The 11,579-nt window shown below is 63.8% G+C and carries 9 protein-coding genes; 6 read left to right on the top strand and 3 right to left on the bottom strand.

Annotated features, from left to right (window positions below):
* The first annotated feature begins 183 nt into the window (after positions 1 to 183).
* Both VWZ81_RS01280 and VWZ81_RS01275 read left to right on the top strand, forming a co-directional pair.
* Positions 184 to 2,166 carry an ATP-binding protein gene (locus tag VWZ81_RS01280; protein ID WP_416541847.1) on the top strand — a complete coding sequence of 661 codons (1,983 nt, stop codon included), beginning with the start codon at positions 184 to 186 and terminating at the stop codon, positions 2,164 to 2,166.
* Between the two features lie 315 nt (positions 2,167 to 2,481).
* Entirely contained in the window at positions 2,482 to 3,417 is a 936-nt protein-coding gene (locus VWZ81_RS01275) for a hypothetical protein (RefSeq protein ID WP_416535310.1), read from the top strand.
* Positions 3,418 to 3,460: 43 nt separating this feature from the next.
* Here VWZ81_RS01275 and VWZ81_RS01270 read toward each other — a convergent pair whose 3' ends face one another.
* Positions 3,461 to 3,874, bottom strand: a complete 414-nt coding sequence (locus VWZ81_RS01270; RefSeq protein ID WP_340547772.1) for an SRPBCC family protein — start codon at positions 3,872 to 3,874, stop codon at positions 3,461 to 3,463.
* Entirely contained in the window at positions 3,871 to 4,221 is a 351-nt protein-coding gene (locus VWZ81_RS01265; protein WP_416535309.1) for an ArsR/SmtB family transcription factor, read from the bottom strand. The genes VWZ81_RS01270 and VWZ81_RS01265 overlap by 4 nt, the downstream gene beginning before the upstream one ends.
* A 294-nt stretch (positions 4,222 to 4,515) precedes the next feature.
* Between VWZ81_RS01265 and VWZ81_RS01260 the strand changes: the two genes are divergently transcribed.
* The 4 genes from VWZ81_RS01260 (at position 4,516) to VWZ81_RS01245 (ending at position 10,312) form a co-directional block, all read left to right on the top strand.
* Complete coding sequence (locus VWZ81_RS01260; RefSeq protein WP_416541846.1) at positions 4,516 to 5,082, top strand: hypothetical protein; 567 nt, start codon at positions 4,516 to 4,518, stop codon at positions 5,080 to 5,082.
* Between the two features lie 101 nt (positions 5,083 to 5,183).
* The gene (locus VWZ81_RS01255) at positions 5,184 to 5,936 is read left to right on the top strand and encodes a MipA/OmpV family protein (RefSeq protein WP_416541845.1); all 753 of its coding nucleotides are present in this window, start codon (positions 5,184 to 5,186) and stop codon (positions 5,934 to 5,936) included.
* Positions 5,937 to 5,939: 3 nt separating this feature from the next.
* Entirely contained in the window at positions 5,940 to 7,199 is a 1,260-nt protein-coding gene (locus VWZ81_RS01250) for an efflux RND transporter periplasmic adaptor subunit (protein WP_416541844.1), read from the top strand.
* A complete protein-coding gene (locus VWZ81_RS01245; RefSeq protein ID WP_416541843.1) occupies positions 7,196 to 10,312 on the top strand; it encodes an efflux RND transporter permease subunit in 3,117 nt (1,038 codons plus the stop codon). The genes VWZ81_RS01250 and VWZ81_RS01245 overlap by 4 nt, the downstream gene beginning before the upstream one ends.
* Positions 10,313 to 10,359: 47 nt before the next feature.
* Here the strand turns inward: VWZ81_RS01245 and VWZ81_RS01240 are convergent, their stop codons facing one another.
* Positions 10,360 to 11,562: a helix-turn-helix domain-containing protein gene (locus VWZ81_RS01240; protein ID WP_416541865.1), complete on the bottom strand. Its 1,203-nt coding sequence runs from the start codon at positions 11,560 to 11,562 to the stop codon at positions 10,360 to 10,362.
* Positions 11,563 to 11,579 lie beyond the last annotated feature (17 nt).

Here is an 11,579-nt window from a genome sequence, read left to right as displayed (position 1 = left end):
TCTGTTCGCCCCAGCTGTCGACCTCGGCGGCTGGGGTGCTTTTTACGGGGATTAATGGGTAAAACTGTAGGTACCGTCCCGTTTTAACGATAGGTTCAGACATTTTTGGCCAGATGGGTGGCTTGAGGGGTATGCACAGCGGGACGGCACTTGCAGGTACTATTTTCATTCACGATACGGCGCTTGGCGGTATTGCTGTTCTTTGCTCTCGTCGGTGTTCCGACTTTGGCCAGCATGGGGCAGGCCGAACCGATCCGGATGACCTATGAGGAATACCCGCCCTATTCCTTTACCGATATTGACGGATATCCAAAGGGCGTGTCGATCGACCTGATGCGCCATATCGCCAGCGCGGCGGGGCGGGAGGTCGTGTTTCAGCCCAACACAAACCCGGCCGGTATGCTGGATGAGCTGCGTCTGGGCCGGGCGGATGTGACATCGCTTCTGGCGCTGACGCCGGAGCGTTTGAGCGCCGGGCTGGCCACGCGCACGCTTGGATCGTTTGAGATGCGGGCCTTTGTCCGCAAGAGCGATCAGCTCTACGAGCTGGATGATCTCGCTGGAATGGATATCGGCGTGGTCAGCGGCAGTTTCGCCGTTGACGGTGCCCGCCAGATCCCCTTCACCGAGATGGTCGAATTTGCCTCGATGGACACCCAGATCCTGCCGTTTCTGACCGGTGAGATTGATGTGGTGGTGTCAGGCCACAACAGTTTCCTGCGGCGGCTGCGTATGGCTGAGGTTGACGACCATGTCCGGGTGCTGTCACCGCCGCTGGTCAGCAGCCCCTATGGGTTCCTGGTGGCGCCGGGGCAGGAGGCGCTGCGCGATGAGCTGGACGCCGCCATCGCCGCAAGTGTTGACGCCAACTTGCTGCGCGATCTGGACAAGAAATGGTTTGGCCAGTCACGCACGATCTGGGACAATATTCTGGTGCGCTGGGGCCTGCTGATCGGTGCCGTTCTGGTGGCGGTCATCCTGACGCTGGGCTATTGGTTCCATTATTATCGCAACAAATCCAATCAGTTGCTGAGGGATCGCGCTGGCGACCAACTGCTGGTTGAGGCACTGGATGAGGTGGCTGCGGCCATCGTGATCTATGATCACAACCTGCGGGCGGTGCATTGGAACCATGGGTTTGAACTGATCTTTCCCGGCATGGTGGCGGCCCTGAAAAAGGGCGCGACGATGCAGCAGATGATCGTGAAATCCTATATGGATGGCACCATCGAAAACCCCTACACCGATGCGCAGATTGTATCCCTTGTTGATCAGGTTGTTGAGGATCTGCAGCGCGGAAGATCCGAGCCACGGACAGTGCGCACGACGGATGGCCGGGTGTTTCAGGCCCGTGATGTCAAGCTGGGGCCCCGGCATTTTGCCTCCCTGCGGGTGGATGTGACCCGCTTGCAGGAACAGCAGGATCTGATTGCCGCGCAGGCCCGGTCGCTGGAGGTGGTCAATGAGGATCTGCGCACCTTCTCCGCCATTGCGGCACATGATCTGAAGGCGCCTTTGTTCAGCCTGCTCAACCTGATTGATTTCGTGGCCGAGGACATGCAGGAAGCCGGGATAGATCTGCCCGACGGCGTCCGCTCCAACTGGGTTGAAATGGAACGCCTGTCGCAGCGGATGATGCAGCTGGTGCAGGATCTGCTGGTCTATTCCACCACCCATAGCGAGAGCCATCAGGCGGAGGTGATCGAGCCATCGCAGCGCCTGCATGAGGTGCTGGAACTGGCCGGACCGCGCGCCGGTTTCGAGGTGATCATCGAAGCGGGGATGCCGGAACTACAGGTCAATCCGATCGCCTTTGACATGGTGATGCGCAACCTGATCGCCAACGCCTTTCAGCATCACGACCGGGAACGCGGCCATGTGGTGCTGAGCGCGAAAACCGGTCCCGATGCGGTGACGATCTCGGTGCGCGACGATGGTCCGGGCATCCCGGAGGAACACCGCGAGCGGATCTTTGCCCCGTTCCACCGGCTGTCCTCCTCGACCGAAGGCAGCGGGCTGGGGCTGGCGTTTATCAAGAAAACCGTGGAGAGCTGGGGCGGAACCGTGCAGGTTTCGGCGGCCCAGCCTCGTGGTGCGGTCTTTGAGGTGAGTTTTCCTCGCCCCCTCGCGAAGGGTGACGCCGCGCCGAAGCAGCTTGTCGGCTAGACCTGTTCCGGGCCAGCTGCGCGCTTGGGGTTCATAAATTCAGGCTCTAACAAAGGCATTACAGACCAATCCCTGCGGTTGCATTGACTCTTCTTCCGCGGGCTGGCTACACACGGGCTGACACCTGATCGGCCCGGCCTGCGTGCGGCGGCTGCATTAAGGACAAAATTGGGACAAAACAAAGACAAACACCCCGTTAATTATGGTCTTAAGGGCAACCTTATTGTGACATCGGGGCTGGGGCGGCCTGTTATGGGCCGCGGGTTGTGATCCGGCGACCCCCGGCGCGCGACGACACCAAGGCGGAGTTTGACGATGACAGAACCGCAGACCATCTCTGGCGTGACCGGCTCCACATCTGGAGGCGGGGCAGGAGATCTGACGGTTGCGCTGCATATCGGGGCGCCGTTTACCGATGAGGATCAGCTGATCTGGTCGCTGCGCCGGGATTCGGCGCGGCTGTTGCAGGATGGCGTGCTGGTGCGCCGACCGGGAACCTATCTGAAAGACCTGACCGATCTGAAGGGCCGCGCCGCAAAGGAGGGGGTCAGCGACGAGGCGTGTGAAGACTTTCTCGAGGGGGTTCTGCGCGACGCGGATCCAGCGCGGGTGGTGCTGTCGATGTCGGCGATTCTGGGCGTGCCAGCCTGGATGCTGAATGACGGGCGGCTTTATCGCAATGCCGGTGCCAATACCGCCGCGCTGCGGGCGGTGTTTGCCGATCATCGCTGCGAGTTTTTCCTGGGTCTGCGCAATCCGGCGACGCTGGTGCCTGCCGGGTTTGCCGCGCAGTCGCAGAAGGATTGGTACGGGTTTGCCGGGGATACCGACCTGATGGAGCTGCGCTGGTCCGAGGTGGTCGGCGATATCCTGACCGCAAATCCCGATTGCGCGATCACCGTCTGGTGCAATGAGGAAACGCCGGTGGTCTGGCCGCAGGTGCTGGGACATGTCACCGGGTTGGGCGCGGGCTACCGGTTCACCGGTGAGACGGATATTCTGCGTCAGGCGATGACGGAGGAAGGCACCCGGAGGCTGGAGGCCTATCTGGCCGAGCGTCCGAAGCTGTCGGAACAGCAGCGCAATCAGGTGCGCGAGCTGTTCCTGTCCTATTTCCACGCAGAAGATGCGGTGGAAGAGGAAATTGACCTGCCGGGCTGGTCGCAGGGGTTCGTCGATGAGATGACAGAGCGCTATTTCGCGGATATCGATCTGATCCGCAGCCTGCCCGGCGTGACCGTTATCGACTGAGCCTTTGACCTGTGCGAACGGCAGGTCCGGCCCGCTGCGATGCTCAGCTGTCGTGGGCGGAGGCCCGCATCCGGCCCAAATGTTCGTCCCATCCCTTGTCCAGCGCCAGCAACAGGTCAAAGGCCTCGACCCCCTGTGGCAGGCCGGTGTGGGTCAGCGACAGATTGGTGCCGCCGGGCACCTCCTCTAGCGTCCAGGAGACGGTGCTGGTGCCATCGCCCATCGGCGCGATGGTAAAGCTGTAGTCAAGGCGGGTGAAGGGCTCCGCCAGCAGCACCTCGCCCCACATCAGCCGCTTGCCGCTTTCGGTGCCGAACATCTCATAGGGGCCTTCGACCAGCGGGGTCTGGGGTTTGTGGAACCAGATCGCCAGTTTCTCCGGCTCTGTCAGATAGGCCCAGACCTGGGCCGGGGTGGCCCGCAGATAGATGGATTTGCGCAGGATCGTATCGGTCATTGGATGTCCTTTTCGATTTCGGATTTGAGCGTCGCAAGGCGGTCGTCCCAGAAGGCATCAAAGAAGCCGAACCAGTCGAACACCTGCCGCAGCCCATCCGGGTTGAGGTGATTGAGCCGGGCGCGGCCCTCGGTCTGGACCGAGATCAGATTGCCCTCGTCCAGAATGGTGAGATGTTTCTTCACCGCGGCGCGGGTCATCTGAAAATTCTCCGCAACCTCGGCGATGGTGAGGCTGTCCTGCGCCAGCAGCCGGAGGATCTGGCGGCGTGTCGGATCCGCCAGGGCGCGAAAGGCCAGTTGCTCCGGGTGCTGGTGGTTCTGCTGGTCCGGCGTCTGCTGTGACATGGCGGTATCTGCTCCCTATATGATACCGTTTGGTATCCTTTTAATATGATACCTTATGGTTTCGCGTCAAGCCTGATTCTGCGGCATCGCGCCGGACCCCCCGCTGGTCGGGGGCAAAACCGTGCTGTCCGGCGTCCTGTCCTGCCGGGACGGGCAGTCTGGCGTCCTTTCCGGCCCGGTTGGACGACGGGGCTGCGCGGCTCTGGCTAGGGTCAGGGCGAGGCGGCGGATGGCCTGCCCTCTACAGCCCTGCTGTTGCGCAACCGGAATATCTGACCAGAGAGAGACCCCGCCATGCTCAGACCTTCGTTTCAGTCCCGTTATCTGACCTCTGCGCTGCGGCGGTATCGGCGCGCCGTGCCGCTGCTGCCGGTGGTGTTCTGCATCGCACTGGGGTTTGCCATCGGGGCCACCCCTGCGACCAGCGCCGGAACCGGCAGCGTTGATATCCAGCCGCGCGACGGGCATTGGCTGGCGCTGATGCAGTTCCGGTCGGTCAGCGGCTGTTCGGCGACGCTGCGGCGCGAGATCGAGTCCGATGCAAAGGATGAGGTGCTTTATTCCAAGCCCCTGCATTTTTCCAAACCACTGGATCTGAACCAGCTCAATGCGGCCTGGGAGGTAGATATCAACTGGACCCGCACCAGCCCCAACCGCTGGGAAGGGGTGATGACCGAGGTCGAGCGCACCCTGTTCGGCAAGGTCACCACCGTGACCGAGTTGCAGACACGGGTGATTTCGGAGGGGCTGATTGATCAGAAGGCGGTGGCCACGATCAGCTTTCCACCGCGCATGGTCCGGCAGATCGGTTCAGCCGAGCCTTGCGTGGTCCATGCCGATATCACCCACCGGCTGCGCTGATCCGCAGCTGGCCAGCATCGCCCGCGCCTGACCAGGGCGCGCCGGGGCGTCCCGAAACCCATACCCAAGACCTAAAACACGATCTGAAAAAGGATAAGACCATGAATTTTTATCGCAGCGCCGCTCTTGTGACCGCGTGTAGTCTGGCGGGCGCATCTGGCGCCGCCGCCGAGGGGCTGTTTTCCAACGGCCAGTTTACCCTCGGGCTGGGGGCGTTTGCCTCCTCCGACCTTTACAAGGGCGAAAGCACCGAAGCCGCCGCCCTGCCGTTTGTGTCCTATGACAGCGACCGGCTGCATCTGGGCTGGGACGGGGTCGCCTATCATATTCTGAACAGCGAGGACCTGCAGGTTTCGGTGCGCGTGGGTGCGGGCGAAAAGCCGGATTACCCGGAGAACAAGCCGCTGTTTGCCGGGCTGAAGCGCAGCACACCGATCGAGGCGGGATTTGACATGACCTATCGTTTTGACGGGTTCTATGTGGCGGGCAGCGCGATGGTGGATGTCTCCAATGAGCATGACGGCTATCACGCGGAGGCCAAATTCGGGACCGAGTTCCAGATGGGCCAGCTGGGTGTCGATATTGGCGCCGGGGCGCGGATGCGCGACGGCAAGCTGAACAACTTCCTTTACGGCGTGTCCGCCAGCGAGGCGAACGCGCAGCGGGCCGCTTATGATGTTGGCTCCACTACCGAGCCGTTTGTGGATATGACCATGGTCTACCCGATCAGCGACACGTTGTCGGTGCTGGGGACGGTGAATTATCAGCTGATCGACAAGAAGGTTCACGACAGCCCGCTGACCAATACCATGGACAGCTATTCGGTCGGGCTTGGCCTGATCTACAGCTTCTGATCCATGGCGTTTCCGCTTCACTCGAAACCGCGGGGCAGGGCAGGGGAGGCGCGGCGGGAGACCGCGCCGCCAACCGGCCCCGCAGCCGCCGTGCCGCCGCTCTCTGCCGTTACCGGGGCCGCTCCAGCGGCGCCGGTTGAGCTGGTGTTTGTCAGCGATGCCAGGGCGACATGGCCGCCACTGCTGGCGGCGGCGATCTATCTGGGGCTGGTGGTCTGGATGCTGGTCGGGCTGTTCTGGCCCGCCGCCCCGCTGCCGCCGCCCGATGGTGGGAATTCCTCCGTAACAGAGCCTGTTTCTGTCGCTGTGCAGCTGTCACAGGCGGTGCCGGTGACACGGCTGCTGCACGCCGAGGGGCATAGCAGGGCTGACCGGGACGCCACCCTGCGGGCGGAGATGTCGGGCCATGTGGCCACCGTTGCGGTGGCGAAGGGCGCACGGGTTGCGCAGGGGCAGATCCTCGCCACCTTGCAGGCTGGTCCCCGGCAGGCGGCGCTGGCGCGGGCGGAGGCCTCGCAATTGCGGGCCGAACACGAGTACACGCGCGCGGCGGCGCTGCATCAGCGGGGATCGACCACCGATCAGCGGCTGAGCGAGGCGCGCGAGGCGCTGGCCGTGGCCAAGGCGGATCTTGCCGCGGCCCGGCAATCTCTGGCGGAAACGCAGCTGACCGCGCCCTTTGCCGGGCATCTCGAAGCCTTTGACCTCACCCCCGGTGCCTATGTGCAGGAGGGGGCCGAGGTGGCGCGGGTGGTGGCGCTGGATCCGCTGCGGGTGGTGTTTCAGGTGCCCCAGCACCAGCGCGGCTCCCTGACCGAAGGGGCCATCGCGCAGGTCCGGTTTCTGGACGGGCGCAGCGCCGAGGGGCGGCTGAGTTTTCTGGGGCAGAGTGCGGCGGCAGAGACCCGCAGCTTCACCGCCGAGCTGACGCTGGCCAATCCGGCGGAGCGCAGCGCTGCGATCCCGGCCGGGGTCAGCGCCCGGATCGAGGTGCCGCTGGATCAGGTCCAGGCGCATTTTCTGTCACCGGCGCTGCTCTCGCTGGATATGGCGGGGGGGCTGGGCGTCAAATCTGTCGATGACACCGACCGTGTGGTCTTTACCCCGGTGGAGATCGTCCAGTCAGCGCGCGACGGCGCCGGTGTCTGGGTCAGCGGCCTGCCGGATCAGCTGCGGCTGATCACCGTCGGACAGGGTTTTGTCAGCGCAGGCGAACGGGTGCGGCCCGGTGGCGATGGCAACGGCGCGGCGGATCCGTCGTGAACGGCATATTGGCGGTGATCTTTTCCCGCAGCCGCGCGGTGATCCTGATCTTTGCGGCGCTGCTCTGCGCCGGGGCCTATGCCTATGTCAGCATTCCCAAGGAGAGCAATCCCGACATTCCGATCCCCTTTGTCTATGTCAGCACCAGCCTGTCGGGGATATCGCCGGGTGACAGTGAGCGGCTGCTGGTCAAGCCGCTGGAAACCGCGCTGAGCGGGCTGGCGGATCTGAAGGAGATGAAGGGTCACGCCTATGAGGGCTATGCCAGCGTGACGCTGGAATTCGAGGCAGGTGCTGATGTGGCAGAGGCGCTGGACCGGGTGCGGGTGGCGGTGGATCAGGCCCGCCCGGACCTGCCGGAGGCCGCCACCGAACCGGTTGTGATCGAGATCAACACGGCGTTGTTTCCGGTGCTGACCACGGTGCTGTCCGGGCCGGTGCCGGAGCGCAGCCTGAACCGGATGGCGCGCGAGCTGAAGGCACGGCTGGAGGCGGTTTCAGGCATATTGGAGGTCGATATCGGCGGCGGTCGTTCGGATCTGCTGGAGGTGCTGATCGACCCGGTTGCCTTTGCCACCTATGGGCTGTCCTTCGAGGCGCTGGTGGGACAGATCAACCGCAACAATGCGATGATTGCCGCCGGAACCATCGACGGGGCGGCCGGGCGGTTTGTGCTGAAGGTGCCGGGGCTGGTCGATGGGGCGCAGGATCTGATGCAGATGCCGGTGAAGGTGCAGGGCGGTGCGGTGGTGACCCTTGGCGATATCGCGGTGGTGCGGCGGCGGTTCGAGGATCCGCGCAGCTTTGCCCGGATCAACGGCCAGCCGGCGCTGACGCTGGATATCACCAAACGCAGCGGCGCCAATATCATCGAGACGGTGGCGGCGGCAAAGGCGGTGATCGCAGCGGCGCGGCAGGAGTGGCCGCAGAGCGTCAAGATCGACTATCTGCTGGATGAGAGCCGCGAGGTGGAGACCATGCTGGGCGATCTGGAGGCCAATGTGGTGGCGGCCATCGTGCTGGTGATGCTGGTGGTGATCTATGCGCTGGGGCTGCGCGCGGCGCTGCTGGTTGGCCTGTCGATACCGGGGGCGTTCCTGGCTGGTGTGGCGCTGCTCTGGGCGATGGGGATCACGATGAACATCGTTGTGCTGTTCTCGCTGATCCTGGTGGTCGGAATGCTGGTGGACGGCGCCATTGTCACCACTGAACTGGCGGATCGCCATTTGCAGGAGGGCGCGACCCCGGCGCAGGCCTATCGCGCGGCGGCGGGGCGGATGGCGGGGCCGCTGATCTCCTCGACCGCGACCACGCTGAGCGTGTTTGTGCCGCTGCTGTTCTGGACCGGCACCACCGGTGAGTTCATGAAATTCCTGCCGATCACCGTCATCGTGACTCTGGCGGCATCGCTGCTGATGGCGCTGGTGTTCATCCCGGTTCTGGGGGGCGTGATCGCGCGGCGGTCGCCGCAGACGGCGGCGGCGAAACGGGCGTTGCATGCGGCGGAATATGGTGATCCGCGCCTTGGCCGTGGGACGGCGGGGCTATATGCGCGGATGCTGGCGCGCGCACTGCTGTTTCCGGGCACCACCGTTCTGCTGAGCCTTGCGCTGTTGATCGCGACCTTTGGCCTATATGGGACATTCGGCGCGGGGCTGAGCTTTTTCCCTAAGATAGAGCCTGAATTCATGCAGGTTCAGCTGCGTGCACGGGACAATTTTTCGATCCATGAACGCGATGCGCTGGTGCGGGTGGTGGAGGATCAGCTGCTGCGCCGCGATGGGATTGCCAGCGTCTATGCGGTGGCCTCGCTGGGCGGGGGCGATGATCTGGACCTTATCGGCACCATTCAGCTGGAGCTGGATCCCTGGGACCAGCGCCCGCCCGCAGCGGAGATTGGCGCCGGGATCCGTGCCGAGGTGGCGGCTCTGCCGGGGGTCGAGGTGCGGGTGGAAACCGAGGATGACGGGCCAAGCGGGGCCAAGCCGCTGGATCTGCATGTCACTGCCCGCGACCCCTCGGCGGCCGAGGCGGCGGTGGCCCGGATCCGCGAGATCATGGGCGGGATTGGCGGGTTCACCGATGTTGCCGACAGCCGCGCCCTGCCGGGGGTGGAATGGCGCATCGAGATCGACCGCGCCGAGGCCGCGCGCTATGGCGCGGATCTCAACCTTGTGGGGCAGGCGGTGCAATTGCTGACCCATGGCGTGACCGTGACCACATTCCGGCCCGATGACGTGGCGGAGTCGGTGGATGTGCGGGTGCGTTTTCCGGCGGCGGACCGCAGCTTTGACCGTTTGCGGCAGCTTCAGGTTCCGACCAGCGCGGGGCTGGTGCCGATTGCCAATTTCACCCGCTTTGCACCGGTGCCGCGCTCCGGCGCGATCGAGCGGCGGGACCAGTCGCGGGTGCTGACGCTCTCGGCCAATGTGGCGCCGGGGCTGCTGGCCGATGCGCAGATCGCGCGGCTGCGTCAGGCGCTGGACCGGGCCGATCTGCCAGACGGCGTAAGCTGGCAGTTCCGGGGCGAGGCAGAGGAGCAGGATGCGGCGATGCGGTTCCTGATCCTTGCCTTTGTGACGGCGGTTGTGCTGATGGCGGTGATCCTGATCGCGCAGTTCAACAGTTTCTATCAGGCGGCGGTGGTGATGTCGGCGATTGTCTTTTCCATCGCGGGGGTGCTCCTTGGGCTGCTGCTGGCGGGGCGGCCGTTTGGCGTGGTGATGGGCGGCATTGGGGTGATCGCGCTGGCGGGCATCGTGGTCAACACCAATATCGTGCTGATCGACACCTATAATGCGCAGCGGCAGGCCGGGCAGTCGCCTCATGAGGCGGCGCTGCGCGCAGGGGCGCTGCGGCTGCGGCCGGTGGTGCTGACGGCGCTGACAACGGTGCTGGGGCTGATGCCGATGGTCCTGGGGATGAAGCTGGATCTGCTGGCGGGCAGCATGGTGTTTGGCGCGCCGTCCAGCCAGTGGTGGACCGAGCTGTCGACAACCATCGCGGGCGGGCTGGTGGCGGCAACGCTGCTGACGCTGCTGGTGACCCCGGCGATGCTGGTGCTGGGCGCGCGTGGCCGCAGCTGGCGGGGTCAGCGGGCGACGGGTGGCTGAGAGCGGCAGCGGCAGGCCAGCGGCCAGCTGCTGCCCCGTCGTCGGCGTCAGGTCGATGGGGCGGCGCTGCCGCGGGCGGCACGCAGCGCAGAGGGGGTGGTGTTCATCTCGCGCTTGAAGGCGTTGTAAAAGGACGAACGCGAATTGAACCCGACATCATGGGCGATCACCAGAATGGTCTCATCGCTGTCATGCAGCTGTTTCACCGCATCCTGAATGCGCCATTTGTTGACGTAATCAAAGAAATTCGACTGAAGCGTCATATTCAGCGTCTGCGAGACGTAGTTTGAGGTGACGCTGATATGTTTGGCCAGATCCCAGAGCGACAGGTTGGGATCGCGGTAGAGCATATCCTTGGTCATGGCGCGTTCGATCTTGGCGGCGATACGGGCCGCGTGATCGTCGGTGAGCGCGGAGCGTTCGTATTTTGCGGCGGCCAGTTCCCGCTCGGCGGGCGGCTGCGTGTCGCCGCGCGGTTTCGGCATCAGCCCCGGCTGCTGGCGCACGCCCCAGACGCCGATCACCCAGGTGATGGCGAGGCTGGACAAGCCATTGGTCAGGTCGGAGGCTTCGCTGAACAGGATGAACAGCTCAAGACCAAAGAGGTCGGCCAGAATCTCGGCGACACTGAGCAGGAGATAGGCGGAGACCGTGGTGGTGATCCACCAGACCCAGGTCAGCTCGCGGTCCTCGGTGGTGGCAAACAGATCCTTCAGGCGCGTGCGATATCGCGACAACATCCGCATGATCAGCCCCAGGTAGATGGCGACCTGGCAGTAAAACAGCACTTCGACCAGCTGGAAGTAGATCAGGATCGCCTGAATATACTGGCTGAGGTCCGCGAACTCCAAATCATTCTGGGCGAACAGGGATTTCGGGATGGTCCAGAACAACACCACCATGCTGATCGCCAGCAGGATGGGCACCGCGTGCCAGAACCTTTGTGTGACCGGGGGGCCGTCATCCTCGGAGGTGAGACCGCGCACGTAGAGCCAGAGCAGCAGCGGCTGGGCAAACACGGCGGGCACATGCAGGCTGTTGAAGCGCGCGACAAGATAATCATAGGCGTCATCGGTGACCACCAGATCAAGGATGCCGAGCATTTCGGTAACGGATTGAGTGATGAAGAACAGCGCCAGCGGCACATAGATGCGCTGATGGCGTTGGTGCAGCAGCAGCTGATTGGTGCAGAACAGCGCCATGCCGAGGTGAAAGGCCGACAATGCCAGCAGGTATTTATCGTCCACCATCACGCGCCCGATCCTGA

This window comes from Phaeobacter sp. JH20_34, from assembly GCF_048056095.1.
Classification (GTDB): Bacteria; Pseudomonadota; Alphaproteobacteria; order Rhodobacterales; family Rhodobacteraceae; genus Phaeobacter; species Phaeobacter bryozoorum.
The sequence above is the reverse complement of the archived record's forward strand: the minus strand, read 5'-3'. Positions and strand labels throughout refer to the sequence as shown.

Coding starts and splice junctions, on each gene's coding strand:
- VWZ81_RS01260 (WP_416541846.1), top strand. CDS start 4,516: ATGCTCAGACCTTCGTTTCAGTCCCGTTATCTGACCTCTGCGCTGCGG.
- VWZ81_RS01255 (WP_416541845.1), top strand. CDS start 5,184: ATGAATTTTTATCGCAGCGCCGCTCTTGTGACCGCGTGTAGTCTGGCG.
- VWZ81_RS01270 (WP_340547772.1), bottom strand. CDS start 3,874: ATGACCGATACGATCCTGCGCAAATCCATCTATCTGCGGGCCACCCCG.
- VWZ81_RS01240 (WP_416541865.1), bottom strand. CDS start 11,562: ATGGTGGACGATAAATACCTGCTGGCATTGTCGGCCTTTCACCTCGGC.
- VWZ81_RS01250 (WP_416541844.1), top strand. CDS start 5,940: ATGGCGTTTCCGCTTCACTCGAAACCGCGGGGCAGGGCAGGGGAGGCG.
- VWZ81_RS01275 (WP_416535310.1), top strand. CDS start 2,482: ATGACAGAACCGCAGACCATCTCTGGCGTGACCGGCTCCACATCTGGA.
- VWZ81_RS01265 (WP_416535309.1), bottom strand. CDS start 4,221: ATGTCACAGCAGACGCCGGACCAGCAGAACCACCAGCACCCGGAGCAA.